At 64.8% G+C, this 23,976-nt stretch carries 24 protein-coding genes and 2 pseudogenes; 14 read left to right on the forward strand and 12 right to left on the reverse strand.

The annotated features are described in order from the left end of the window. Positions 1 to 212, reverse strand: a pseudogene (locus EGJ34_RS12605) (malate synthase A); the annotation flags it as partial. Positions 213 to 320: 108 nt separating this feature from the next. Between EGJ34_RS12605 and EGJ34_RS12610 the strand changes: the two are divergent. Both EGJ34_RS12610 and EGJ34_RS12615 read left to right on the forward strand, forming a co-directional pair. Further along, positions 321 to 1,289 carry a LysR substrate-binding domain-containing protein gene (locus tag EGJ34_RS12610; protein WP_125360821.1) on the forward strand — a complete coding sequence of 323 codons (969 nt, stop codon included), beginning with the start codon at positions 321 to 323 and terminating at the stop codon, positions 1,287 to 1,289. A gap of 8 nt (positions 1,290 to 1,297) precedes the next feature. Next, complete coding sequence (locus tag EGJ34_RS12615; protein WP_125360822.1) at positions 1,298 to 2,203, forward strand: LysR substrate-binding domain-containing protein; 906 nt, start codon at positions 1,298 to 1,300, stop codon at positions 2,201 to 2,203. On the opposite strand, the gene EGJ34_RS12620 is transcribed toward EGJ34_RS12615, so the two are convergent. Together EGJ34_RS12620 and lepB are read right to left on the reverse strand one after the other, a co-directional pair. Continuing rightward, positions 2,193 to 3,461, reverse strand: a complete 1,269-nt coding sequence (locus EGJ34_RS12620; protein ID WP_125360823.1) for an MFS transporter — start codon at positions 3,459 to 3,461, stop codon at positions 2,193 to 2,195. The genes EGJ34_RS12615 and EGJ34_RS12620 overlap by 11 nt on opposite strands. Before the next feature lie 214 nt (positions 3,462 to 3,675). Beyond that, a complete protein-coding gene (gene lepB, locus EGJ34_RS12625) occupies positions 3,676 to 4,302 on the reverse strand; it encodes a signal peptidase I (protein ID WP_125360824.1) in 627 nt (208 codons plus the stop codon). 202 nt (positions 4,303 to 4,504) lie between these two features. Between lepB and EGJ34_RS12630 the strand changes: the two genes are divergently transcribed. The 7 genes from EGJ34_RS12630 to EGJ34_RS12660 all read left to right on the forward strand — a co-directional run bounded on the left by EGJ34_RS12630 (position 4,505) and on the right by EGJ34_RS12660 (position 11,161). Then, a complete protein-coding gene (locus EGJ34_RS12630) occupies positions 4,505 to 4,915 on the forward strand; it encodes a hypothetical protein (protein ID WP_125360825.1) in 411 nt (136 codons plus the stop codon). 3 nt (positions 4,916 to 4,918) lie between these two features. Then, positions 4,919 to 5,362 carry a 3-dehydroquinate dehydratase gene (locus tag EGJ34_RS12635; protein ID WP_125360826.1) on the forward strand — a complete coding sequence of 148 codons (444 nt, stop codon included), beginning with the start codon at positions 4,919 to 4,921 and terminating at the stop codon, positions 5,360 to 5,362. Between the two features lie 667 nt (positions 5,363 to 6,029). Continuing rightward, the gene (locus tag EGJ34_RS12640; RefSeq protein ID WP_125360827.1) at positions 6,030 to 6,374 is read left to right on the forward strand and encodes a hypothetical protein; all 345 of its coding nucleotides are present in this window, start codon (positions 6,030 to 6,032) and stop codon (positions 6,372 to 6,374) included. After that, a complete protein-coding gene (locus tag EGJ34_RS12645) occupies positions 6,374 to 6,682 on the forward strand; it encodes a hypothetical protein (RefSeq protein WP_125360828.1) in 309 nt (102 codons plus the stop codon). Before EGJ34_RS12640 ends, EGJ34_RS12645 begins: the two co-directional genes overlap by 1 nt. A 173-nt stretch (positions 6,683 to 6,855) precedes the next feature. Next, entirely contained in the window at positions 6,856 to 7,374 is a 519-nt protein-coding gene (locus tag EGJ34_RS12650) for a hypothetical protein (protein ID WP_125360829.1), read from the forward strand. 183 nt (positions 7,375 to 7,557) lie between these two features. Continuing rightward, positions 7,558 to 8,118, forward strand: a complete 561-nt coding sequence (locus EGJ34_RS12655) for a hypothetical protein (RefSeq protein WP_125360830.1) — start codon at positions 7,558 to 7,560, stop codon at positions 8,116 to 8,118. 22 nt (positions 8,119 to 8,140) lie between these two features. After that, positions 8,141 to 11,161, forward strand: coding sequence for a DUF2235 domain-containing protein (locus EGJ34_RS12660; RefSeq protein ID WP_125360831.1), 3,021 nt, complete (start codon positions 8,141 to 8,143; stop codon positions 11,159 to 11,161). A gap of 191 nt (positions 11,162 to 11,352) precedes the next feature. Here the strand turns inward: EGJ34_RS12660 and dcp are convergent, their stop codons facing one another. The 3 genes from dcp to arfB all read right to left on the reverse strand — a co-directional run bounded on the left by dcp (position 11,353) and on the right by arfB (position 14,677). Next, positions 11,353 to 13,509 carry a peptidyl-dipeptidase Dcp gene (gene dcp / locus EGJ34_RS12665; protein ID WP_125360832.1) on the reverse strand — a complete coding sequence of 719 codons (2,157 nt, stop codon included), beginning with the start codon at positions 13,507 to 13,509 and terminating at the stop codon, positions 11,353 to 11,355. Between the two features lie 129 nt (positions 13,510 to 13,638). Then, positions 13,639 to 14,199 (reverse strand): lysophospholipid acyltransferase family protein, encoded by a 561-nt coding sequence (locus EGJ34_RS12670; RefSeq protein ID WP_185750164.1) that lies wholly within the window; start codon positions 14,197 to 14,199, stop codon positions 13,639 to 13,641. 46 nt (positions 14,200 to 14,245) lie between these two features. Then, positions 14,246 to 14,677: an alternative ribosome rescue aminoacyl-tRNA hydrolase ArfB gene (gene arfB / locus EGJ34_RS12675; protein ID WP_125360834.1), complete on the reverse strand. Its 432-nt coding sequence runs from the start codon at positions 14,675 to 14,677 to the stop codon at positions 14,246 to 14,248. 182 nt (positions 14,678 to 14,859) lie between these two features. On the opposite strand from arfB, the gene EGJ34_RS12680 reads away from it, so the two are divergent. Then, positions 14,860 to 15,414, forward strand: coding sequence for a DUF2059 domain-containing protein (locus tag EGJ34_RS12680; protein ID WP_125360835.1), 555 nt, complete (start codon positions 14,860 to 14,862; stop codon positions 15,412 to 15,414). A gap of 4 nt (positions 15,415 to 15,418) precedes the next feature. On the opposite strand, the pseudogene EGJ34_RS12685 reads toward EGJ34_RS12680, so the two are convergent. Beyond that, positions 15,419 to 16,099, reverse strand: a pseudogene (locus tag EGJ34_RS12685) (pseudouridine synthase); the annotation flags it as partial. Positions 16,100 to 16,327: 228 nt separating this feature from the next. Between EGJ34_RS12685 and EGJ34_RS12690 the strand changes: the two are divergent. From EGJ34_RS12690 to EGJ34_RS12705, 4 genes are read left to right on the forward strand one after another with little or no spacing between them, the layout of a single operon-like run. Next, a complete protein-coding gene (locus EGJ34_RS12690) occupies positions 16,328 to 16,945 on the forward strand; it encodes a PIG-L deacetylase family protein (RefSeq protein ID WP_125360837.1) in 618 nt (205 codons plus the stop codon). Then, the gene (locus tag EGJ34_RS12695; protein WP_125360838.1) at positions 16,945 to 18,084 is read left to right on the forward strand and encodes a glycosyltransferase family 2 protein; all 1,140 of its coding nucleotides are present in this window, start codon (positions 16,945 to 16,947) and stop codon (positions 18,082 to 18,084) included. Before EGJ34_RS12690 ends, EGJ34_RS12695 begins: the two co-directional genes overlap by 1 nt. Further along, complete coding sequence (locus EGJ34_RS12700) at positions 18,071 to 18,679, forward strand: acetyltransferase (RefSeq protein ID WP_125360839.1); 609 nt, start codon at positions 18,071 to 18,073, stop codon at positions 18,677 to 18,679. Before EGJ34_RS12695 ends, EGJ34_RS12700 begins: the two co-directional genes overlap by 14 nt. Before the next feature lie 10 nt (positions 18,680 to 18,689). Beyond that, entirely contained in the window at positions 18,690 to 19,478 is a 789-nt protein-coding gene (locus tag EGJ34_RS12705) for a YaiO family outer membrane beta-barrel protein (protein WP_125360840.1), read from the forward strand. A 41-nt stretch (positions 19,479 to 19,519) separates the two neighbouring features. Here EGJ34_RS12705 and ubiB read toward each other — a convergent pair whose 3' ends face one another. From ubiB to EGJ34_RS12730, 5 genes are all read right to left on the reverse strand, one after another. After that, on the reverse strand, positions 19,520 to 21,178 hold the full coding sequence (ubiB, locus tag EGJ34_RS12710; protein WP_125360841.1) for a ubiquinone biosynthesis regulatory protein kinase UbiB: 1,659 nt from the start codon (positions 21,176 to 21,178) through the stop codon (positions 19,520 to 19,522). Then, positions 21,175 to 21,816 carry an SCP2 sterol-binding domain-containing protein gene (locus EGJ34_RS12715; RefSeq protein WP_125360842.1) on the reverse strand — a complete coding sequence of 214 codons (642 nt, stop codon included), beginning with the start codon at positions 21,814 to 21,816 and terminating at the stop codon, positions 21,175 to 21,177. The genes ubiB and EGJ34_RS12715 overlap by 4 nt, the downstream gene beginning before the upstream one ends. Before the next feature lie 164 nt (positions 21,817 to 21,980). Continuing rightward, the gene (locus EGJ34_RS12720; RefSeq protein ID WP_125360844.1) at positions 21,981 to 22,136 is read right to left on the reverse strand and encodes a DUF1328 domain-containing protein; all 156 of its coding nucleotides are present in this window, start codon (positions 22,134 to 22,136) and stop codon (positions 21,981 to 21,983) included. Positions 22,137 to 22,197: 61 nt separating this feature from the next. Then, the gene (gene oleD / locus EGJ34_RS12725) at positions 22,198 to 23,208 is read right to left on the reverse strand and encodes a 2-alkyl-3-oxoalkanoate reductase (RefSeq protein ID WP_125360843.1); all 1,011 of its coding nucleotides are present in this window, start codon (positions 23,206 to 23,208) and stop codon (positions 22,198 to 22,200) included. Beyond that, positions 23,205 to 23,976 (reverse strand): AMP-binding protein (locus EGJ34_RS12730; RefSeq protein WP_148100497.1); only part of this gene is annotated, 772 nt, incomplete at its 5' end. The genes EGJ34_RS12730 and oleD, both read right to left, overlap by 4 nt.

The following is a 23,976-nucleotide window of genomic DNA, read 5'->3' on the forward strand; positions in this document are numbered from 1 at the left end:
GCGTCGAAACGCGCCTGGCGCTCGCGACGGGCCTGCAGGCGGCGCTGGCGTTCCGGTTCCACCGCGCGATGCAGCGACACCAGCAGCGCCAGTACCCCCGCCGGCAGCAGGGCCGACTGACCGGCCAGCTGGGTGGTCAGGGCAATGCCCGGGGTGGCCGGTGCATCGGCCGGGGTGGGCTGGGGCGTGGCGAAAGCGGCGACAGCGGACATGTCCAACTCCTGCGGTGCGGGGTGGACTCCACCGTGCGCCGGAGTGTGGTATTTGACAAAACAGTTATTGCAATGCGTTGGATAAGTTCAACTTATAGTCGTGACGCCATGCCTACATCGCGCTCTGCAAGTCCCCGTTTTTCCTACAAATCCGATCGGCTTAAACCGCTGCGTGCGTTCTGCCAGGTGGTGCGGCTGGGCTCAGTCTCACGGGCAGCTGAGGCGCTGTTCGTCAGCCAGCCGGCGGTGAGCCAGCAGCTGCAGGCGCTGGAACGCGAGCTGGGCGTGGTGCTGTTCGAGCGTAGCGGCCGCCGTCTGGTGCCCAGCCGCGAGGGCCAGCTGCTGTTCGAAATGGCCCAACCACTGGTCGAAAGCCTGGACGGGCTGGAGGCCAGCTTCCGCGACAAGGTGAAGGGGCTGGACGCCGGCGAACTCAACATTGCCGCCAACAGTTCCACCATCCTGTATCTGCTGCCGCGCATCGTCGAGCGTTTCCGACAGCGCCACCCCGATGTGCGCCTGACCCTGCACAACGCCATCAGCGCCGACGGCACCGACCTGCTGCGCAGCGACGCCGCCGACCTGGCGGTGGGCTCGATGACCGAAGTGCCGGCGGACCTGACCTATGCCCCGGCCTACCGCTTCGAGCAGGTGCTGATCGCCCCGCCCGACCACCCGCTGGCGCAGCTGCCCGAGCTGACCGTGGAGGCGATCTCGGCCTACCCGCTGGTGCTGCCGCCGAAGCGCCAGATCACCTACCGGCTGGTCGACCAGGTGTTCCAGCGCCAGCGCATGCCCTACACGGTGGCGCTGGAGGTGGGTGGCTGGGAGGTGATCAAGCAGTACGTGGCGATGGGCATGGGCATTTCGATCGTGCCGGCACTGTGTTTGAACGAAGCCGACCGCGACCGTCTGGTGACACGCTCGATGAGCGCCTGGTTCCCCGAGCGCAGCTACGGGGTGATCGTGCGTCGCGGCCGCTTCCTGTCGCCGCAGGCGCGTGCCTTCATCGAGCTGATCCAGCCGGACCTGTTCAGTCCGCGCAGCTATGATGAAAGCGGACACTCCGAACGCTGAAGGCGCTCATGTCGATTGAACTGCGCCACCTGCGCTACTTCCTGGCCGTGGCCGACACCCTGCACTTCGGCCGCGCCGCCGAACGGCTGGGCATGTCCCAGCCGCCACTGAGCCAGCAGATCCGGCAACTGGAAACGCTGCTGGGCGCGCGCCTGTTCGTGCGCAGCAACCGCCGGGTGGAACTGACCGAAGCTGGGCGCGTACTGCAGGCGCAGGCGACCGAAGCACTGGCGCGCGTTGACCAGGCCATTGAGTTGACCCAGCGCGCGCAGCGCGGCGAGACCGGCGAGCTGCGCATCGGCCTGACCCGTGCCACACCACTTTCCACGCAGATTCCGCGCGCGATCTTCGCCTATCGCCAGCAGTTTCCGCAGGTGCTGTTGAAACTGCGCGAGATGAACACCCTGCAGCAGATTGATGCACTGGTGGCCAACGAGCTGGACGTGGGGCTGATCCGCAAACGGACGCTGCCGACCACGTTGATGTCACGCAAGCTGTTCAGCGATCCACTGGCGCTGGTGGTGAATGACCAGCACCCGCTGCTGCGCGGGGTGCCGGAGGGAACGCCGATTGCCCTGCGACAGTTCGCGCACGAACCGTTCGTGGGCTTTCTGCGTGAAGTCGGTGCGGGCATCCACGATCATTTCATCGCACTATGCCGCAGCGCCGGCTTCACCCCGCGCATCATCCAGGAGGCGGGCGAAGCCTCCACGCTGATCAGTCTGGCCGCGTCCGGACTGGGTGTGACCGTGCTGCCAGCGTCGTGCAGCCATATCCACGTGGAAGGCGCGCGCTTCGTGCCGCTCAGCGACCGCGCCGCCAGTTCGGAAGTGCATGTGGCCTGCCGGCGCGGCAGCCCGTCTCCACTGATCACCCATTTCACCCGCCTGCTGCAGGTGGGCATCAACGGCTGAGCGCGAGCTCCGGCTGCGGGCGGGTGCGCCGGCGCAGCTGCCAGGCGATGCTGGCTCCGCCCAGGGTCATGACGGCAGTGAAACCGCACACGCCCCACCAGTCCCACAGGGTGTAGAACACGCCACCGAGTGCGCCGGCCACGCTGGATCCGAGGTAATAGGCGAACAGGTACAGCGCCGAGGCCTCCGCGCGCAGGATGCCGGCACGGCTGCCAACCCAGCTGCTGGCGACCGAGTGGCCACCGAAGAAGCCGAAGGTGACCAGCGCGATGCCGGCCGCCATGCAGCCCAGCCACGGCAGTGCCAGCAGCACGATGCCGGTGGCGATCAACGCGTAGCAGATCGCCAGCACCTTGCCACGCCCATGCCGCGTGGCCTGCTGGCCCATCCAGGCCGAGCTGAAGGTACCGACCAGGTACACGCTGAAGATCAGCCCGACCACGGTCTGGCTCAACTGGTACGGCGGAGCCAGCAGGTGGTAGCCGAGATAGTTGTACAAGGTGACGAACACGCCCATCAGCAGGAACGCGGTAGCGAACAGCCACGGCAGCCCGGGGTCGGCGAACAGCGTGCGCCAGCGTGCGGGTAGTTCGCGCAGGCCGCTGCGGCGACTCTGGAAGTGGCGCGAGGGCGGCAGCTGCATCCACAGCAGCGCGGTGCTGAAGACGGCAATGATCGAGACGCCGCCGATGCCCCAACGCCAGCCCCAATGGTCGGCGACCACGCCCGCGATGAGGCGACCGCTCATGCCACCCACCGCGTTGCCGCCGATATACAGGCCCATCGCCAGGCCGAGCGCGCGGCTGTCCATTTCCTCGACCAGGTAGGTCATCGCCACGGCGGGAACGCCACTGAGCGCGATGCCGAGCAGCGCGCGCAGCATCAGCAGTGTGGTCCAGTCGTTGACCAGCGCGCTCGCGGCGGAAAGCACGGTGGAGGCGAGCAGCGCGGTGATCATCACGTTGCGGCGGCCGACCCGGTCGGAGATGAGCCCGGCAATCAGCATCGATACCGCCAGCAGGCCGGTGCTCAGCGACAGCGCCAGTGCGCTGTTGGCGGCGGAGACGCCGAAGTGGCGGGTGAACTCCGGCAGCAGTGGCTGCACGGTGTAGAGCAGGCCGAAGGTGGAGAAGCCGGCCAGGAACAGCGCGACGGCGGTACGGCGGAAGGCAGGGGTGCCCTGCTGGATATGGTCCGCGGCGGGGGAGGCAGCGGGGGCGCTGCGTTCGGCCGGCAGCGCGGCGGTATCACCGTTCATGGCGTCAGGGCCCGTGGGGGTGGGCCGGTACGTGGGGTCAGCGCTCAGGATAGGCCGGGGCTATGGGTCGATCCATAACCTCATTTGTCTTGATTGAGACGTTCTGTGTATGGATACAGGTTGGTGCCGGGTATGCGTGGGCCGGCCAACGGCCGGCGCTACCCGGAACGCACGGGATCTCGTAGAGCCGGGCTTGCCCGGCTGCTCTTCGCAGTTACAACGACTTCCACGTAAACCCATCCCCGCGCCGGTAATACACCCACGCGCCCTTGCCATACACCTCACTGGCATTCACCAACCCGAAGTACCGCCCATCGGCACTGTTGCCCCGGTAGTCCCCCAGCATCAGCACTTTGCCGGCCGGAATGGTGATGCCATCGATATCCGGGCCACCGCCCTGATCGAGATTCAGACTGACCTGACGCGCCCCGAAGTCCTCCAGCGCACCGTTGTCCTCACGCCGCAGCGGCTGCCCATTGATGCTCAGATGCCCGTCACGCAGCGTCACCCGATCCCCGCCCACGGCAGCCACCCTCTTGATGAGCCGGGTGCCATCCAACGGCGAATTGAACACCGCCACGTCACCGCGCTGCGGCTCGCCGGTGTGAAGCAGCTCTTTATTGGTGAACGGCAGGCGCACGCCGTAAGCCCGCATGTCCACCACCACGCGATCACCCGGCATCAGGGTCGGCTCCATCGAGCCACTGGGCACCTGGTAGTGGTTGGCCAGGGTGTCGCGCGCGGCCAGCAACAGGCCGAGCATCACCGCCATGGGCATGGCTTCCTTCTTCAGCCAGTGGACCAGGCCCTTGGGTTCGGTTTCGGCAGTTGCGGCAGTCATGGAGCACTCCTTGCAGGTAGGTAGGGGTGTGACCCGGTCGAGGGGGCACAAGTTCCATTCAACCACAGCTGAAGCGGGTATCACCCGCGGGCCGAATCTACGCGTTGTTTACGCCCTGTCCGACATCTGGGCATGGCAGCTTTATGGGGAGCACGCGCATCGTGGCGACACCGCGCCAACCGGCGCATTTTCGAGGTGTTCCATGACCATCCTGTTGATCCGGCAGGCATCGCCGCAGGGCGCGCCGGACCTGATGCCCGCCCAGTTGGCCGGGCATGCGGTCGTCTTCCGGGACTGCGCCACGTTGCCGGCACTGCTGGCCTGCCTGGACCAGGCACGGGAAAGTCGCCCGGATTGCGTGCTGATCGAGGCGGCGCACGTGGAGCCCACACAATGGGCGGAGCACGGCCAGGCGCTGTGTGCCGCCCTGGACGCACTGCCGATGCCGTACATCGAAATGGCCGCCAATGATGACGACGGGTTGGACGCACACCTTCATCCGCAGCATGGCCCGGTGGCCAGCGTGGTCTGCAGCAGCGGGCGCGATGACGCCTGCCGGTTGTCGCTGGCGATTGCTGAGCGTCGTCTGCTTTCCGCTGCCGTGGGAGTTTAAGTCATGTCCATTTTCATCATTCGTGGGCCGGAAGCTGCCGGCCAGTTGATCCGTACCGCGCAGCCGTTGCCGGGGCCGGTCTTGAAGGCGCTGGTGCATCGGGCGATTGATGCCGGCACCACGGTGGCGATTCGAGCCTGCGGATCTGAGCAGGAGTTGTTGGATGCGTTGCGCGTGGCTGATCACAGCCGTGGTGAGGTGACGCTGCTGGATCCGGGTGCGTGTGTGGGGAGTGTGCGGTTGCAGCGGTTGTTGCCGCATCTGCATAACGCGTATGTGGAGGTGCATGACGATGATTGCGGTGCGCCTGAGGCGTGCCTTCCTGAGGGCGTGGGTGCACGGATCGGGGTGGCACACGGGTATTGCGCGCAGAGTTACATGCATGCGCTGGAGATCGCGCTGGATCACCTGGGGTGCAGCGAGGTGGGGTGTCGGGTGGGGACGTGATGGGAGCACCGCGTAGGGACGGGCCATGCCCGTCCGCGCTTCGTTCGGTGGTCATGAATGTTTGATGCGCGTCTTCGGCTACCTCTAAACGTTGGTCGGTGATTCGCGACGCGGTGGATGCGGGCTTCGGATGTTTGTGCCGCGCTTCGCGCGGGTACCACGCATGGCGTGGTACCTACGAACTGCTACGTGCACAGGACGATTGCGCTGTTCGCCGGGCTCGCGCCCGGCGGGCCTTCAGATGCGTGGTCGCGGGCTGCGTTTCGCGCAAACTGACGCACATGACACCTTCGCCATCACGAACGGCGTTGCATGCCGTGACAATGCGCGCGCCCCTCCGCGTCGGATGTCGATTCATTCTGTCTATTCTGGAACGCAGTTCTCATCAAATCAGGGCGCATGCGTCATCGATATGTATTGACTGCGAGATTTGTCGAAATACGTCGTTTTTGCCTGTTTCATTGCGATCTCCAGATCGGCATGGTGCGCGGACGGAGAACAAAAGCTCCTACACAGAGATAGAGTTCGTTTGCCCATGGTCGGGAGGGTGGCTAATACAACACCCTCCTCTGGGGAATACGCCCTCCGCCTCTCTGTGTGCGGCTTTTGACCTCCCGACCTCTCCCTCGCCACCCCGGCGAGGGACACACCCAGTTGAGGGCATCTGATGCATAAGCGAAGGGTAATCACCCCGGCAGTCGAATCATCCGTACAACCCGAAGACCACCACCACGACAACGTCGCACCCAGCGCCGGCCACGGCATCCCCTGGGACATCTACGACGATCCCACTACACCGTTCCTCATGTCACGCGGCCACTGGCTCGGGGAAGTCGGCATGGGTTCCGGCACACGCATCCGCACCGAGTACGGCGAAGGCTTCCTGCTTTACCGCGTGATCGGTCCGCATGGCCCGGTGGCCCTGCATGTTCCGAAGGTACTGGAACGCACCGTGCGCTACACCGAAGTGCTGCCGTACAGCCACATACCGCCCCAGCTTCGGAGGCGCTGATGAAGAATCCCAAATGGTTCAAGTTCAGGATGGAAGACGAAATGCGGTGCCGGTTGAAGGGCATTGCCAAGCGTAGGAAGTGCCATTCACCGGATCTGGTACGGCTGCTGGTGGATCGCCTGATCGCCTACGAGAAGGATCCGCACGTGGTGGATCTGACCGTGTGGAGCAATACGGTCAACAAAGCGGCCATTGCGACCAACAAGGCCACCAAGCCCCCGACCGAGCCACCTGCTTATGGCGAGGAGGATGAAGTGGATCGAGCGCGGCGCGAAGGCTGGGCCAGCCCGAAGTTTGGCCGCCGCTAGACCCGGTCCGCTGCTGAACCTAGCAACCTGCGTAGAGACGGGCCGAGCCCGTCTCCCTCCGATGGCGCTGATTTTACTTATCCATCGTGCGTTAGGAGAATTCTGATAGCGAGCGCGTCCCTCCGGCAGTAGCATGAAGGGCGCTTGTATCAAGGATACGAGGACTATCGACCATGTTCGGACTGAAATCATCTCCAAGCCACTCCGACCCATGGCCGCTCAAGTTCAAACGGCACAATTTTGACGCGTACTGTTACAACACGCTGCGCTGCAGCGTGATCTATGACCGTTTTCAGTTCTCGTCCAAGGTCGAGGAACCTTCAGCCCCCCCCGTCGAGGATTACAGATCCCGATGGAGCGGGACCAACATCATTGGTGACGAGTTCCCGGGCCCGGTGAAGATTGACTGGGTGTCGTCAGATGGCGTCGAGCACCATACACAAGTTGACCTTTCAGATATCTTCGCGGATCGACTCGTCAGGCATAACGTTCCCAGGCAAGACGTCGCCGAAAGTTGGCTCGCCGCGAAGTCGGTCAACCCTGTCCCGGTCGATATCCTCATGGAAGTTAATGATCGGACAGTGAGCATCTATATGAAGGCGTTGGTGTTCACCAGAGAGCCGCAGATTCCTGGAAACCCAGGAAGTAGCGGGCGCGCTGATCTGGTTCTCTCCTGGACGCGTACGTACTGACCGGTCTTCTTGTGTGGAGTTCTGCGCCAGAGATCTGGATCCGGCGAAGAGATTGCTGATCGCGCGTGCGGTCTGACTCGAATGCTGGCCGCTCCCGTATCCCCCACCCCCCTTCGCATCGATTCTTCCTCTCACATTTTGGGACATTTCTGATAGCGAACCCATCTGCACAGCAGTAGCATTGTGGGAGCATCCATCAAGGAAAGAGGTCTTCTGACCATGTTTGGCCTCACATCGCCCAAGCGTCCTTCCGACCCGTGGCCCCTGAAGTTCCGCCACTATGACTTTGGCGTTCGGTGCTACAACACGCTGCGGTGTAGTGTTGTCTACAACAACTATTGCTTTACACGTTTGTACGTGGACACACCGTCAGGCGCATCCCCCAGCGAGGACTGGAGAGACTCGTGGTCCGCCGGTCATGACGGCGGAGTTGAATTTGGGCCGCCCGTCGCGGCCGAATGGGTCTCGCTGGACGGGGTTGAGCATCACGCACTCATCGATATCGGCGAACTGTTCAACGACCGATTGGTGCGGCATCGCGTTCCCAGAGAGCACATTCCTGAGGGGTGGTTGGCGGCTTGGGGTATCGATCCATTGAGCGTGGATATCGTCATGGAGGTCAATGACCGCACCATCATCGTGTACATGCGTGCACATATAACCACCAAGCTCCCTCAGATTCCTGACAACCCCCGGAGCTGTCACCGTCGTGATCTCATTCCAGTCTGGTCGAATACCTACTGATTAGCGGGCAAGGAGTGCAAGGTTGAACAACAAGGACTTGTCCGATGTAAAGCCAGTAGATGACGATGTTGCGTTCTATTCAGCAAGCGACGCGCAGCTCCGTACGTATCAGGACGCCAGCGACTCCCTTGCACGCCTCAAGGTACCGCAGCTCGTTGATTCGACAGATCCTCATGCTCGACTCTATGTCGCTGCATTCGACGGCACGGGCAATGACGCAGCCAAGGACCCGTTGCACGCTACGAACGTATCGAGAATCGATGAACAGATAAAGGCTCTGTCTGTATCAGATTCTCAAGTTCATGTCCGCTATCTGGAGGGTCCGGGCACACAGCGAAATCCGTTCAATCGTGTTCTGGATGGCGCACTTGGCTATACCTACGAAGAGCGATTGGAGCGGATGTATGCCGATCTCACCGAGAAGGCAAACGACTGGTATCGCGCTGATCCAGACACTCAGATACGTGTGTTCAGTACCGGATTCAGCCGGGGAGCAAGCCAAGCAGCCGGGTTCACCAACCTTCTACATGAGCGGGGTATCGTCGACCTGGATAGTCGAACCATCGGTGCCGATGGCCAGATCACTTACACCCGCCACATTGCCCCACCGGGGCTGACCCCGCAGGCGGTTGGGTTGTTCGATCCGGTCGCAACCGGGTTCCCGGAGAAGTTCGACCGTCGCCTCGCTCCTTCAGTGGTGTCAGGCTTCCAGATCACGGCTATGGACGAGGTCCGCGCCAAGTTCCGCAATGACCAGATCATTGCGCCGGGCTTGTCTGAAGACGGTCGCTTTCTGAATGTTCAGGTCGCCGGCGCGCATGCAGATGTGGGAGGCGGCTACATCCGCGATGGGCTCGCGCGACGCAGCTGCAACCTGATGGTGGACTACTGTAATGCGCTGCGCCCGGGTGCGCCGCTCACGCAGAAAGTGAACGCGCCAGATGATCCGCGCCTGGATATTGTGCACCGCTCTGAAGAGCACATGCTGATCTACCAGATGGACCGCAAGGTGGATCGCTCTACGCCGGGCGGGGTGAACACCCTGCTGGCACCCGATCACATCGTCCAGGCAGATGGCTTGCCTCATGCGGTCAAGCCGCTGGGGTCAGCCGTGGCGGGCCTGAAGCCCAGCGACGTGGTGATTGCGCCGCCGAACCTCGATGTTGAGCAGACCGCTGCAAGGCTGCAGTTCATCGAAGCAGCCGAAAAGGCCCGGGCTGCCACCATCGAGCAGACCAGCCGTGTCCGCGTATTGGGCAACACCACTGCCGCCGTGGCCACCACTCTTGAGGTCGCCGATGCCACTCGCGACTACACCCAGCTGCGCAATGAAAGCAATCTGACTGCCGCCCAGGCGTCGATTACCCGTACCACCACCACCGCTGGCATGGCCTGGGCGGGCTTCCAGGTGGGGGCGCGCGTTGGCGGAACCCTCGGTCCTTGGGGGGCATTGGGTGGGGGAACCTTGGGCGCTGCAATCGGCGGCGTGGCCGGCGACAAGATTGCCGATGAAGTCGAGCGCAACCGCATCTACACCCACCGGGGCAGCGACGGAAATGACTGGACGGCTGACCCGAAGCATCCGGAGAAGGGTTGGACCCTCGATCTACCACCTTTGCCAGGGGTTGAGCCTGTCAAGGCCAGTCCGGCGCTCGCCGACGAACTGAACTACAAAGCAGTCACCAAGGCCACAGAACTGGCGATGGGTGCCGCAACCCCGAACAACCCCCTGAAGTTGGCAGCGCGACAGGACGACCCCCACAGTTCCTATGGGGGTGACTGGGTGCGCAATGCCGCCGGCACGGGGTGGCAGCGCGAGGTCAACACTGACAAGCCAGGGCTTGGTCGTACGCAGCACGCTTCACCGGAACGAGCCGCCGAGCTGGACGCCCAGTCGAGCGCTATCACCGCCGACAATGCCGCCCGTAGCCCTGCTGTATTGGCAGCCAATTTCAAAGTGCTGTACGAACAGAACGACTGGCAGCGGCACAGCAAGAGCAAGCTGCCCGAGGCAGTCGCCGATGCCCTCCGGCACCCGGAGCGCGTGGTGGGCTCGGATGGCCGCAGGTACGCTCGCCAGGACAGCGGGGAGTGGATATCCGAGAGCTGGCTCAGGAACAAGCATGCCAAGGGCGATCTGCGCGCCGAGCTCGACCTCGCTTTTGACGCCCAGCGCGATCATGTTCAGAAGGTGCTGGACGAGCGATGGAATCCACTGCGCGAGCCGACCACGTTGGAGACAGTGCGGGTGGTGCCTTCGCCGGAACAGCTGGCGGAGCAGGCTGCGACGGTCAAGGCGGATGGTCCGGTTGTTGAACCGCAGGAAGCCAAGCAACCAGAACGCCTGAGCGACACCCGGCATCCCGGTAACGCCGAGTTCCAGCGTGTCCTGCGGCAGGTCCATCATGCGGAAGCGGGGCAAGGGATCAAGTCCGGCCCGCATAGCGAGAAGATTGCAGCAGCGTTGCTTGCCGAAGGCGAGCGCCAAGGGGTGCAGATCAGTCGTGTGCGGATTGCGGAGCAAGGTCAGATTGAAGGGTTGTCAGCGTCCAATCCGTATTCCGAAGCGGCTGCGGTGCGGGTGGATTCCACGGCAGCGCTGAAGATGACGCTGGAAGTCCATTCCAGAGAGTGGGCGGATGCACGGTCGCCACATCTGGCCCAATCGGGTCCGGTTGTGGAGCGCACGGCCGAACAGCAACGCGGTATCAGCGCGCTGTCAATCGCCGACCAGGGGATGTTCGCCCGTATCCGGCAGGATGTGCCGGGGCATATCAGCGACGATCAGGTGATGCGGGCGCTGTTGGATGCGAAGCAGGCCAGGATTGCCGATGTCGCCAGGATCGACAAGGTGATGATGGCTGGGGACCGCATCTTTATTGCCGGGACGGTGCCGGGATTCCGTTCGGTTACGGATGTCGCGCAGGAAGCGCCCCCATTGCAGGAAACCGTAGCGCGTGTGCAGGAGAGCACCCAGCAGCGAGAGCAGCAGGTTGCCTTGGAGCAGCAACAGCAGCAGGAGCGTGGGCCGCGGATGGGGTGAGGTGTTTGCGCGACGGTTGGGTTATGGCGTTTCGTTTTGGGTCATGCGTTACCGAGTGTTGAGCATTTCACGGCGGTCGTCTATCGACCGACCCTACCAAAGCACCACCAGAAGGCGAGAGTGAGTGTCGAGGTGACACATACACGAACGGCGGGGTTCCCCCGCCGCTCATGTGTCAAACCATTACGGGATCACTTCAAACCGCGATTCACCAGCAGCGGTTCCACCGACGGATCCTTGCCGCGGAACTCACGGTACAGATCGGCCAGCTCCACGCTGTTGCCGCGCGAGAGGATCTTGTCGCGGAACACCTGGCCGTTCTCAGCAGTCAGGCCACCGTGTTCCTTGAACCACTCGAACGCGTCATGGTCCAGCACCTCGGCCCAGAAGTAAGCGTAGTAACCGGCCGAATAACCGCCGCCCCAGATGTGGTCGAAGTAGGTGGTGCGGTAGCGCGGCGGTACCTGCGGCAGGTCGACCTTGAACTTCTTCAGCGCGGCCGCTTCAAACGGAGCCACGTCCTGCAGCTTCGCGTCAGCCGGCTGTGTATGCCATGCGAGGTCGAGCAGCGCAGCCGACAGGTATTCGGTGGTGGCGTAACCCTGGTTGAAGGTGCGCGCCTTCAGGATCTTGTCCACCAGCGCCTGCGGCATCGGCTCGCCGGTCTTGTAGTTCTTGGCGTAGTTGGCGAACACCTTCGGGTCCAGCGCCCAGTGCTCGTTGAACTGCGACGGGAACTCGACGAAGTCGCGCGAGGTGCTGGTGCCGGCAATGGACGGGTACTTCACGTTCGAGAACATGCCGTGCAGCGCATGGCCGAACTCATGGAACAGGGTGGTCACGTCATCGAAGCTGAGCAGCGCGGGCTGGCCGGCGGCGGGCTTGGTGAAGTTGCACACGTTGTACACCACCGGCTTGTCGCCGGTGAGGCCGTTCTGCTCGACGAACACGTCCATCCACGCGCCGCCGGACTTGCTGTCGCGCTTGAAGTAATCCGTATAGAACAGCGCCAGCGAGGTGCCGTCCTTGTCGAACACTTCATACACCTTCATGTCCGGGTGGTAGGTCGGAATGTCGGTGCGCGGCTTGAAGGTGATGCCGTACAGCTGGGTGGCCGCATAGAAAACGCCGTTCTGCAGCACGTTATCGAGCTCGAAGTACGGCTTGATCTGCGACTCGTCGAGGTCGTACTGGGCCTTGCGGACCTGTTCGGCGTAGAAGTCCCAGTCCGATGCGGCCAGCTTGAAGCCGCCGTTCTGGGCGTCGATCACCTTCTGCATCTCGGCGATTTCGCCGCGTGCCTTGGCGGTGGCGGCCGGCACGGTGTCGGTCAGCAGCTTGGTCGCGGCGGCCGGGGTTTTGGCCATCTGGTCAGCCAGGCTGTACGCGGCGTAGTTGTCGAAGCCGAGCAGCTTGGCCTTCTGCGCACGCAGCTGGGCCAGGCGCTGCACGGTTTCGCGGGTGTCGTTGGCATCGCCACGCTCGGCGCGGGTTTCCGAGGCCTTCAGCACGGCGGCGCGCTGGTCGCGGTCGCTCAGCGAGGCGAGCACCGGCTGCTGGGTGGTGTTCTGCAGCGGCAGCAGGAACTTGCCTTCCAGGTTGCGGGCCTTGGCATCGGCGGCGGCGGTGTTGATCTCTTCTTCGCTCAGGCCGGCCAGCTTGGCCTTGTCGTCCACCACCACGGCGGCGGCGGCGGTGGCCGCGACCAGACGGGTGTGGAACTTGGTGGCCAGCGTGGTTTCTTCCACGTTGAGCTTGCGCAGGGTGGCCTTGTCGGCGTCGTTCAACTGCGCACCGGCGCGCACGAACTCCTGGTAGTCACGTTCGACCAGGCGCTTCTGCACCGGGTCCAGGCCCAGCGATTCGCGCTGGTCGTAAATGGTCTTGATGCGGGCGAACAGTTTCGGGTCGAGGTTGATCTCGTCCTGGTGCTCGGCGAGCTTCGGTGCCACTTCTTCCTGGATCTTCTGGCGGGCATCGTTGGTGTCGGCCTGGACGATGCCGAAGAACACACGCGAGACGCGGGTCAGGGTTTCGCCACTGCGCTCCAGCGCTTCGATGGTGTTGTCGAAGGTGGCCGGCTCGGCGTTGTCAGCGATCTTGCGCACTTCGGCCAGGTGCTGCTTCATGCCCTCGTTGAAGGCCGGCAGGTAGTCACTGTCTTTGATACGGTCGAATGGCGGAGCCTGGAACGGCAGCGTGCTGGCGCTCAACAGGGGGTTGGTGGAGGCATCGGCCGGCTGCTGGGCAGCGGGGGTCTGGGCATCGGTCACGGGGGTGGACTCCTTGCCGGAACAAGCGGCCAGCGCCAAGCTGATGGCGGCGGCCAGAATGACGGTACGCGACATGAAACGGGCTCCTGGGAAGAGGTGCGGCTGCAGAAAGTTGCAGCCGATCACCCTACTCCCATTGCCCGTTGCCGGCATGTGCCGGACGTGGCATGTGGCTTTGCCAGCCCCGGGTGCCGGCGTGAAGGCTCAGACGGTGCCGCGGTTCTTGCCCTGCCAGGGGCGGTACCACTCGCGGATGGTAGCCATGTCGGCCACGTCGTCGCCGGTGGAATGGAACACCGGGCCGAGGCCGATGATCTTTTCCGGGTAATGGAAGTACGCCGCCAGCACCGGCACGTCGGCCATGCGGGCGATCTTCAGGAAGCCGGCCTTCCAGTGTTCCACCGCCTTGCGGGTGCCTTCCGGGGTGATCACGTACCACATCTTGTCGGATTCGCGGATCAGGCGGACCGCCTGTTCCACGGTGCCCTGCGGCGAGCTGCGGTCCAGCGGAATCACGCCCAGCTTGCGCAGCAGCGGCCCTAACGGCCACCAGAACAGAGAGGCCTTGCCAAGTACCCGCACCTGCAGGCCCATGGCGATCTTGGCCGCCATGCCCCAGTAACCGTCCCAGTTGGATGAGTGCGGGGCGACAATCATCACCAGCTTGGGCACGTCCGGCAGGGTGCCCTGGATCTTCCAGCCGCCCAGGCGCAGCGCGCAGCGCGCGGCCCAGCGCCAGAAACGGCTGGGTTTGACCTGCGGCATGTTCGGCGGAATAGCCGGAACCAGTGAATGTGGGTTGTTCAAGCAATCACTCCCAATTGCGTGTGGTGCGCGCGCGTTTGATCTGCGAGCGCTCTTTCTTGGCGTCCAGGCGACGCATTTTCGCCCCGTGCGAGGGCTTGGTGGCCACGCGCGCCTTGGGCACGCTGAGGCTGGCCTGGATGAAGGCAGCCAGCCGTTCGCGGGCGTCTTCCCGGTTGCGGTCCTGGGTACGGAATCGCTGTGCGTCGATGACCAGCACGCCCTCCCCGGTCATGCGGCGGTCGCGGCGTGCCAGCAGGCGCGTGCGCAGCGGCTCGGGCAGCGAAGGCGAACCGGCTACGTCGAAACGCAGCTCGACCGCGCTGGAGACCTTGTTCACGTTCTGGCCGCCGGCTCCACTGGCGCGCACGAAGCGTTCGACGAGTTCCGAGTCCGGAATCGTCAGGTGCGCATTGATGGTGACAGGCCCATTTCCCATGGGCCGCATTGTAAAGGCTGGATCGCCGCCTTTGGTGACCGGAACGTACGCCATTGGTATCGAATGGGCGGGCAACGGGTCACAACCGGGTGACTATCGTCACGATCTGGCGCGCGTCCTCCACCGCGTCATCCACGCGGGCCGGGTATGCTCGGGCTTTCCATACTGCAGGACGCATCGAGATGACCCTGATCCGCCTTCCGGCCCGCCGTGGCCTGATCCGCCTGGCCCTGACCCTGGCCCTGGGCATGGCCGCGATCGCGCCGGCCCTGGCCGCACCGCCGACCGACGCCGACATCAACCGCCTGCTGGCCGCCTCACGCGCGCAGAGCATGATCGACACGATGCTGCCGCAGATTGAAGCCATGCAGCGCCAGCAGTTCGAGCAGGTCGCCCAGCAGCGGCAGCTGGAGCCGGCCCAGCGCGAGAAGCTGCAGCGCATCGAGCAACGCACCAACCAGACCATCCGCCAGGCATTGTCATGGCAGCAGCTGCGCCCGATGTACGTGGATCTGTACAAGAAGACGTTCAGCAAGGAAGACGTGCTGGCGATGGCGGAGTTCTATGAGAGCTCGGCCGGTCAGAGCCTGCTCGACAAGACGCCGGCACTGATGCAGAACGTGATGGTGGCGATCCAGGACAAAATGCAGCCACTGTTCGTGGACCTGCAGAAGGACCTGGAGGCGATCGTGAACGAAGAAAACGCCCAGACCACGCCGGCCGCTCCGCAGAAGTAACGCGTTACCGCCAGCCGAACAGATCCATGGCCTTGCCAAATTCCCCATCCACCGGCGCGCTGACATCCATCATGCCGCCGTCCGGATGCGGGAAACGCAGGCGCTCGGCGTGCAGCAGCATGCGGTGGATGCCCTGCATGCGAAAGCTGCGGTTATGCCGGCCATCGCCATGGCTGGTGTCACCAATCAGGTGATGTGACAGGTGCTTGAGATGCCGGCGGATCTGGCGGAAGCGCCCGGTCTGCGGCTGGCAGCGCAGCAGCGCATAGCGTGAGGTCGAAAATTCACCGACTGGCACGGCGATCTCGCCCAGCGCCACGCGCTGGAAATGGGTGATCGCCTGTTTCTTGACCGGCTTGCCGGGACCACCGTCCAGATCATGGTCGACGGTAAACGCTTCTTCAGCAGGCCAGCCACGGCAGATCGCCAGGTAATCCTTGGTCACATCGCCGCCCATCAGCGCCTTGCCGAGCGTGCCGGCGCTCTCGCGGTCGAACGCCAGCAGCAGGCAACCACTGGTGGCACGGTCGAGCCGGTGCACCAGGAAGATCGGCCTGCCCAGCTGCTCGCGCAGCCGGTCGGCGAGGAAATCATCTTCGCCCCGCGCCAGCTTGCTGTCATGGACCATCAGCCCGGCCGGCTTGTTGACCACGGCGAGGCGCTCGTCCAGATGCAGCAACTGCAGGGGCGGAAGAATCGGGGGGAGGAGGCATTCAGGATTGTTCACCTGAGGATTATCCCCGCAGGCCAGATGCAGCGCCACATTCGCGGGGTTTCGGCCGATCCCAAGATGAACAGTCAATACGTCCGAAAGTGCGCTTCGTACTTGTTGCAGTTCAATTCCGACGGCCGGCCGTCATATTTCGCCCCCCTTCCACTCCAGAAGCCTGCCCGTCGGCGGGCTGCACGTGCCATGACTACGCCCCACCGCGTCCTTGCCGTTGGCGCACATCCTGATGACATCGAACTCGGCTGTGGCGGAAGCCTGGCCAAGCTGGCCGCCGCAGGTGCCGCGGTTCATGCCGTGATTCTGAGCCGGGGTCGCTTCGGGGCCTGCGAGGACGTGGACCGCGCGCAGGAGTCCGCGCTCGCCCTGCGCACGCTCGGCGTGCAGAGCTGGGTGCAGCTGGACTTTCCCGACACGCGCTTGCAGGAGGTGGCCCGCGACATGGTCCATCATCTGGAACAGACCACGACGGCGCTGCAGCCGGACCGTGTCTACACCATGTCCGCGCATGACCGTCACCAGGACCACCGCGCGGTTCATGATGCTTCGATCATTGCCTTTCGTCGCGTCCGCCAGGTGCTGTGCTACGAAACGCCGAGTTCGTTGCCGCGCTTCACGCCCGACCTCCATGAAGACATCTCCGGACAGTTTGAGCTGAAGCTGCAGGCGTTGCGTGCGCACGAAAGCCAGCGCCACCGCGACTACATGAGCGAAGCGCATCTGCGCTGCCTGGCGCAGTTCCGTGGCCAGCAGGTCGGCCTGGACCTGTGCGAAGGCTTCGTGCCTTACCGGATGGTGCTGTGATGAACGAGTATCTGTTCCTGGCCCTGTGCGCGCTCGTGCTCGGTTACGTCGCGTGGCGCAGACGTACACCACCCTGCCGCGAGTACGGTTGCGTCGACGCCATCGTGCCCGCCTACAACGAAGGTCCATGCCTTGAGCGCGCGTTGACCGACCTGCTGGACAACCCTTATTTCGCACGGGTGATCTGCGTCAACGACGGTTCCACCGACGACACCGCGGCAGTGCTGGACCGGATGCAGGCCCGCTGGCCAGAGCGGCTGGTCGCGGTGCATCAGGAGAATACCGGCAAGGGCGGTGCGCTCATGCACGGCCTGCAGCATGCGACCGCCGCGCAGGTGTTTCTGACCGATGCCGATACCCGCGTGGATCCCGGCAGCGACGGCATCGGGTATCTGCTCGCGGAGATCCGCGCCGGTGCCGACGCCGTCGGCGGCGTGCCCTCTTCCGCGCTGGAGGGGGCGGGTTTCCTGCCACATGTGCGGGCCAGCCTGAAGCTGCCGATGATCGTGCTCAAGCGCACCCTGCAGCAGCTGCTGGGGGGAGCGCCGTTCATCATTTCGGGCTCCTGCGGCATGTTCCGTACCGACGTACTGCGTGCAGTAGGGTTCTCCGACAGGACCAAGGTCGAGGACCTCGACATGTCCTGGTCGCTGGTCTCGCAGGGCTACCGTCTGCGCCAGTGCAACCGCTGTTTCGTCTACCCGCAGGAATGCAATACCTTTGCGGAGGAGTGGCGACGCTGGCGGCGCTGGATCGTCGGCTATGCCGCCTGCATGCGTCTGCACCGTGGCCTGCTGCTGACCCGCTTCGGGCTCTTCAGCATCCTGCCGATGGCCGTGTTGGCACTCACCGGGGCCACGATGGCGCTGCTCGCTTCGCACAGCGCGCTCGGCAGCAGCAGCCCGGGTGAGCTGGCCGCGCGTGTGCTGCCGCTGGCATGGTTGGCGGTGGTCGCGCTGATGGGCGTGATCAGCGCGGTTCACCACCGCAATGCCTGGCTGGTGCCAGCGGCCGTGTTCTCGGTCATCTATCTGCTCCTGGCGTACGCCATCTGGCTCGTCCATGGCATCAAGGGCCTCTGCACCGGCCGCGAACCGACCCGCGACAAGCCCAGCAGGTATCCGCATGTGGTGGACTGAGCTGCGCGCACAATCGGACGCACTGAGCACGCTTTCGCGGCATGTTTCGCCCGAGGCATCGGTGTCGCCCGAAGCGCGGATCATCGGCGACGTGGAGATCGGTGCCGGAACGCACATATGTGCCGGCGCGACCATCCACGGCCCGGTCCAGATTGGACGCGACTGCCTGATCGGCAACAACGCGTTCATCCGTGGACACACGCGTATTGGCGATCGCTGCCGCATCGGCTTCGCCACCGAGATCAAGCTCGCCAGACTGGGCGACGATGTCTCGATCGGCCCGCAGTGTTTCGTCGCCGACAGTCTGGTTGAAGAAGGTGCCTATCTGGGCGCGCTGGTGCGTACCAGCAACCACCGGCTGGATGGCGGCACGGTCAAGGTCATGCAGAACGGCGCGCTGCTGGACACCGGTCTGGACAAGCTCGGTGCCTGGATCGGAGCGCGTGTGGCGCTGGGCGTGGGTGTGATCATCCTGCCCGGTCGCGTCGTCGCGGCAGGCAGCCAGTTCGGGCCGCGCATCACCATCGAGAAGAATCTGCCGCGCGGGCGCTATCGCCTGGAGCAGCGGCTGCAGTGTTTTCAATCCCTGGAGTAGGACCCACCCCATGCACTACAAGATCCCCCGCGCACTGCTGTGCGCGACGATGCTGTCCGCCACCGCGGGCGCCCACGCCGGCATTGAGTCGATCAGTTCGCAGGTCGAACATGCTGACTATGACAGTGGACGCGGCGACCGCGATGTCTTCGGCATCAACGTCACCGGACGCGCGGGCGACACCCGCTGGCAGGCGGGCGCTGCCCACGGGCAGCGGGACTTCGGCGAAACTGCGTTCAGTGGCACCCGCGTGGGTGCGTCGCTGCACCATGACTGGAGCTCGCGCCTGTCGACCCGTACCAGCGCCGCCTTCTCCGACGACAACCCGGTGTTTGCCAACCAGGAATTCACCCAGGATGTGAAGCTCAAGCTGGTGCGCAACACCGTGTTCAACCTGGGCGGACGCTATGCCGAGTACTACGGTGGCACCTACGTGACTGGCTGGTCCGCCGGCGCGGAGTATTACCTGCCGCGGCTCACGGCCAGCTATCGTCACAGCCGGCACCGCCTGTCCACCGGCGGCAGCGGCTACGGCAACACGCTGTCACTGCGGCTGAAGGACGCGCAGGGGCGCGGCCATACACAGCTCTGGCTGGGGAACGGCACCTCGGCCTATGCGCCCGACATGGACCCGCTGCTGCTGCGCGACAGCCGCTCCAGCAGCGTGTTCCTGCGCCGCAGCCAGCCGCTGGGCGAGCACCTGATGTTGAACCTCGGCATTGGCAAGACCTGGCATGAAACCCGCCATGACCGGTTCCAGAGCATCAGCTCGCAGCTGGGCCTGGGTTACCACTGGTAATGCGCAGTGCCACGGCGCTCACGTAGCGCCGTGGCACTCCCTCAGCGCCGCCACCACGCGGCACCCAGCGAGAACAGCCCTGCCGCACCGCTGGCGATGCTCAACAGCGGCGCATCCCCGAAGTACCAGCCACCCGGCTGCATGCCATACAGCACGGCCGACACGATCAGCAGGCCGACGCCGGCAATGGCGGCCACCGCGCGCTTCTGCAGCTTCTGCAGGTTGATGTTGAGCGCGACCAGATCCACCGAACGCATCGACAGTTCATGGTCACCCTCCACCTGCTGCTTCAGCCAGGCGTGTACCAGACGCGGCATGTCCGGGGTGTGGGTCATGATTTCCGGCAGGCGCTTGCGCAGTTCCTTCAGCACCCGACGCGGGCTGTAGCGCTCGCGCAGGATGCGTTCCAGCACCGGCCGGGCCACCGCCCAGATGTCCAGCTGGGGATCAAGCTGGCGACCGACGCCTTCGATGTTGAGCAGGGTTTTCTGCAGCAGGATCAACTGCGGCTGCAGGGTGAGCTGGTAACGCTGGGCCACCCGGAACAGCTTCATCAGCACTTCGGCCAGCGAAATCTGCGACAGCGGGCGGGTGAAGTACGGTTCGCACACCGAACGGGCAGCCGCTTCCAGTTCATCGATGCGTACGTTGTTGGGCATCCAGCCGGCTTCAACGTGAAGCTCGGCCATGCGCCGGTAGTCCTTGTTGAAGATGGCCATGAAGTTTTCGGCCAGGTAGTACTGATCTTCCTCTGACAACTGGCCCATGATGCCGAAGTCCAGCGCGATGAAACGCGGGTTGTCGCGGCGGGCCGGATCGGTGTCGACCCAGATGTTGCCGGCGTGGGCGTCGGCATGGAAGAAATTGTCGCGGAACACCTGGGTATAGAACACGCGCACGCCCTTGGCGGCCAGCGCCTTTCGGTCGATGCCAGCCTTGTCGAGCGCGGCGATGTCATCCGACGGAATACCCCACACGCGTTCGAGCGTCAGCGCGCGCTCGGCGGTATGGCTCCAGATCACCTCAGGTACGTACAGGTCGTCCGAGTCCAGCCAGAAGCGGCGCAGGACGCTGGCGTTGGCCCCTTCGCGCTGCAGGTCGAGTTCGGCCGAAAGGGTGTTTTCGACTTCGGCCACGACTTCGCGCGGGCGGATTTTGTCGGCGCGCGGGTGCGTACGCTCGACCAGCGCCGCGGCGGACCTGAGCAGGGCGATGTCGGCGTCGATCTGCTTTTCGATGTCCGGACGCAGCACCTTGACCACGACCTGGCGGCCGTCGGCCAGGGTGGCCGCATGCACCTGGGCGATCGACGCCGACGCCAGCGGCTGCAGGTCGAAGCTGGCGAACGCTTCGCTGACCGGGCGGCCCAGCGCGGCTTCCACGATGCGTTGTGCGGTATCACCGTCGAAGGGTTTGACCCGGTCCTGCAGCAGGGTGAGCTCGTTGGCCACGTCGGCCGGAATCAGGTCGCGGCGGGTGGACAGGATCTGCCCGAACTTGACGAAGATCGGGCCCAGGTCCTGCAGCGCCAGGCGCAGACGCGCGCCGCGCGACTGCGCGGCGATGTCGGCCGAAGCACGCGGCACGAACGGTTTGGCCAGGCGCAGCCAGCGCTCCAGCGGCGTGCCCTGCAGCAGGTCATCAAGGCGGTAGCGCAGGATCACGCGGCCGATGCGGCTGGCCCGGAACACCGCCTTCATGCACGCACCTGTTGCAGGCGCTGGACGCGCGCGGCCAGGCGCTCCACGTCGTCGCGCATCACGTCCACATCGTCATGGAAGGCGTCCAGCTCGGCTCGGGGTACCACGTCACGCGACTCCTCGGTAACAAATTCGGCGGCGGTATGCGCCAGATCGGACGCGCCACGGCGCGCATGCTGCAACGCCGAGCGCAATGTGTTGGCCACCTGCACGCCCAGGATCTCGCCGAACACACGTACGAAGGGCAGCTGCCAGTCCGGATCGAAGCGGCTGGCCAGCTGTTGCAGGCGGCGCGCCAGCTCGGCGTCGCCGGAGACCTTCACCCGTCCCGCCGGGGCGTCGCCGCCCCGCCGGGCATTGGCGATCAGCGGCAACTGCGCCAGCACGCCGCCCAGCGTGCTACGCACGGCCAGGTCGGGTTCCTGGCCTGGATCGACCGGGCCAACGGTGAGGCGATCACCCTCCACGCCGATGCGCATCGCCAGTGCTGGCGACTCCAGGGTCAGCGCGACATGGCGACCATCCAGCGTGGTGAGCGCATGGCGGGTATCCGGGTCCAGCGCGACGGTGCGGTTCAACGCCAGTTGCAGGGCATTGCCGGCCAGGGGCTTGAGGGAGGAAAGCAGGGAGCGGGGCATGTGGGCATTCTACCTGCCGGCCTTCAATGACGGGTGCACGGAGGCCAGACAGCGCGACGGCCTGGTCGTCGCGGGGACGCCAGGCCGTCGTGGCATGCCGCGGCAGTGCGGCGGGCAGGAGAGAGGTGCCCCCCGCACTGCCGTCAAGGCAGTTGCTGCGGGTACTACGTACGCTTACGGAACATCGAGATCACCGCCAGGATCAGGAACACAACGAACAGGATCCAGGCAATGTTGCTGGCGGCACCGGCGATGCCGGAGAAACCGAGCACCGCCGCAATCAGGGCGATAACAAAGAAAATTACGGCGTAGTGCAGCATGTCGATCCTCGCGTGGTGCGTGCCGGATTGGCGTGCTGCCATAGTCTCGATTCGAGGGTGTTCAGCGAGTGACGGCAACCTCAGCGCGCAATGAAGCCTTCAGCCTCGTGAGTCCCTCGTCAATGCTCACCTGCGGCACATATCCGAAGTCACGTCGCGCCGGCTCCATGCTGTACCAGTGCGGCGTGCACAACTGCTCGGCGAGGAACCGGGTCATCGGCGGTTCGCCCGGCAGGCGCAGCAGCGGCCACAGCCGCTCGGCCACCGCACCGATGCGGTAGGCGGTCTTGAAGCTGATCGACTTCTCCACCGGCGGCGCACCCGAAGCGGCCAGCAGCTTGTTGAGCAGCTCACGCATCGGCAGCGGTTCGCCGTTGGAAATGAAATAGGCCTTGCCGGCGCAGGCCGCATCCGGGGCGAGGTGGTCAAAGGCCTGGAAATGGGCCAGGGCGGCGTTGTCGATGTAGGTGGTGTCCACCAGGTTGGTACCGTCGCCAACGAAGCGCAGGCGACCGGCACGCGCACGCTCTGCCAGCCGCGGCACCAGCTGCTGGTCGCCCGGGCCCCAGATCAGGCGGGGGCGCAGCGCCACGGTGACCAGCTGCGCGTCATTGGCGGCAAGCACACGCTGCTCGGCAATCGCCTTGGTCGCTGCGTACGGGGCCTGGAAGTTTTCGCCGTAGGGCACTTCGTCCGCGCCAAGCCCCTCCACCGGATGGGTGGCGCGATGGGTCACGCTGGGCGTGGAGGTGTAGACCAGTCGGCCGACGCCGTTGGCGCGGCAGGCCGCGATCACGTTGTCGGTGCCGACCACGTTGGCCTGGTGGTAGCTGTCATAGCTGCCCCAGGCACCGGCTTTGGCCGCGTTATGGAACACCGCGTCCACCCCGGCCACCGCGTGGCGTACGGCCTCGGCGTCGGCGAGGTCGCCGCGGATCTGCCCCACGCCCAGCGCCGCCAGCGCGGCGTAGTGCCCGCGGTTGAAACTGAGTACCTCGTGCCCACGGTCGACCAGGCCACGGCACAGCGCCTGGCCAAGGAAACCACCACCACCGGTGACCAGAATCTTCATGCGTGTTGCTCCATGCGGGTTGCGGCCCAGACGGTCAGCTTCTCGCGACCGATCTTGGCGTTGTGACGGATGTCGACGGGGAAGCCGGGGTGCGGCAGGAAGTGTTCAACCCGGGCGGTACCGGGATGTGCCAGCGCGTGGTCGCGCAGGCGCTGCTGCAGCGCGGGCGAATCTGCCGTGCCGGGCTTCAGTTCGTAGCACAGCACCGGCACCTGCTGGCCGGGTGCGCCTACGCCTACCAGTGCAGTGCGGGCGATACCGTGGAGCGTGTTGAACACAGGTTCCACCTGCTCGGTGTACAGCGGGCCCTGCACGGTTTCCAGCCGCTGGGTCTTGCGCCCGCAGAACCACAACCGGCCCTGTTCGTCGAAGTAACCGACGTCGCCCATGCGGTGCACCACCCGGGTGCTGCCGTCGGCGAGCGTCTCGAGGATCTTGGCTGCTGCGGTGGCCTGCGGGCGATTGAAGTAGCTGTCGGTGGCGGTGGGGCCGGCGACGGTGATCTCGCCGACCACGCCGGTGGCCACTTCGCGCACCTGCGACCACTGCGGCAGCGCGGCGTCGTCGATGGCGATGATGCGCACCTGGTTGGGCGCGACCACGCGGCCCACGCAGGTGCCGGCCCCCTGCTCGGTGGCCTGGCGCGTGCTTTCCAGTTCACGGCCTTCGACCACCGCGACCGGCAGGCATTCGGTGGCCCCGTACGGGGTCCAGAACTGGGCGTCGTCGGGCAGCAGGCGGCGGATCCGCGCGACCACGTCCGGTGGC

Origin of the sequence: Stenotrophomonas sp. 278, from assembly GCF_003935715.1 — a bacterium.
Classification (GTDB): Bacteria; Pseudomonadota; Gammaproteobacteria; order Xanthomonadales; family Xanthomonadaceae; genus Stenotrophomonas; species Stenotrophomonas maltophilia_AH.

Bases quoted from the DNA above. Each gene is read 5' to 3' on its own strand.
- EGJ34_RS12705 (WP_125360840.1), top strand. From the start codon at position 18,690: ATGCACTACAAGATCCCCCGCGCACTGCTGTGCGCGACGATGCTGTCC.
- EGJ34_RS12630 (WP_125360825.1), top strand. From the start codon at position 4,505: ATGACCATCCTGTTGATCCGGCAGGCATCGCCGCAGGGCGCGCCGGAC.
- EGJ34_RS12715 (WP_125360842.1), bottom strand. From the start codon at position 21,816: ATGCCCCGCTCCCTGCTTTCCTCCCTCAAGCCCCTGGCCGGCAATGCC.
- EGJ34_RS12635 (WP_125360826.1), top strand. From the start codon at position 4,919: ATGTCCATTTTCATCATTCGTGGGCCGGAAGCTGCCGGCCAGTTGATC.
- EGJ34_RS12670 (WP_185750164.1), bottom strand. From the start codon at position 14,199: ATGCCGCAGGTCAAACCCAGCCGTTTCTGGCGCTGGGCCGCGCGCTGC.
- dcp (WP_125360832.1), bottom strand. From the start codon at position 13,509: ATGTCGCGTACCGTCATTCTGGCCGCCGCCATCAGCTTGGCGCTGGCC.
- EGJ34_RS12615 (WP_125360822.1), top strand. From the start codon at position 1,298: ATGTCGATTGAACTGCGCCACCTGCGCTACTTCCTGGCCGTGGCCGAC.
- EGJ34_RS12680 (WP_125360835.1), top strand. From the start codon at position 14,860: ATGACCCTGATCCGCCTTCCGGCCCGCCGTGGCCTGATCCGCCTGGCC.
- EGJ34_RS12695 (WP_125360838.1), top strand. From the start codon at position 16,945: ATGAACGAGTATCTGTTCCTGGCCCTGTGCGCGCTCGTGCTCGGTTAC.
- EGJ34_RS12610 (WP_125360821.1), top strand. From the start codon at position 321: ATGCCTACATCGCGCTCTGCAAGTCCCCGTTTTTCCTACAAATCCGAT.
- EGJ34_RS12640 (WP_125360827.1), top strand. From the start codon at position 6,030: ATGCATAAGCGAAGGGTAATCACCCCGGCAGTCGAATCATCCGTACAA.
- EGJ34_RS12720 (WP_125360844.1), bottom strand. From the start codon at position 22,136: ATGCTGCACTACGCCGTAATTTTCTTTGTTATCGCCCTGATTGCGGCG.
- EGJ34_RS12620 (WP_125360823.1), bottom strand. From the start codon at position 3,461: ATGAACGGTGATACCGCCGCGCTGCCGGCCGAACGCAGCGCCCCCGCT.
- EGJ34_RS12690 (WP_125360837.1), top strand. From the start codon at position 16,328: ATGACTACGCCCCACCGCGTCCTTGCCGTTGGCGCACATCCTGATGAC.
- oleD (WP_125360843.1), bottom strand. From the start codon at position 23,208: ATGAAGATTCTGGTCACCGGTGGTGGTGGTTTCCTTGGCCAGGCGCTG.
- EGJ34_RS12650 (WP_125360829.1), top strand. From the start codon at position 6,856: ATGTTCGGACTGAAATCATCTCCAAGCCACTCCGACCCATGGCCGCTC.
- EGJ34_RS12645 (WP_125360828.1), top strand. From the start codon at position 6,374: ATGAAGAATCCCAAATGGTTCAAGTTCAGGATGGAAGACGAAATGCGG.
- ubiB (WP_125360841.1), bottom strand. From the start codon at position 21,178: ATGAAGGCGGTGTTCCGGGCCAGCCGCATCGGCCGCGTGATCCTGCGC.
- EGJ34_RS12700 (WP_125360839.1), top strand. From the start codon at position 18,071: ATGTGGTGGACTGAGCTGCGCGCACAATCGGACGCACTGAGCACGCTT.
- lepB (WP_125360824.1), bottom strand. From the start codon at position 4,302: ATGACTGCCGCAACTGCCGAAACCGAACCCAAGGGCCTGGTCCACTGG.
- arfB (WP_125360834.1), bottom strand. From the start codon at position 14,677: ATGGGAAATGGGCCTGTCACCATCAATGCGCACCTGACGATTCCGGAC.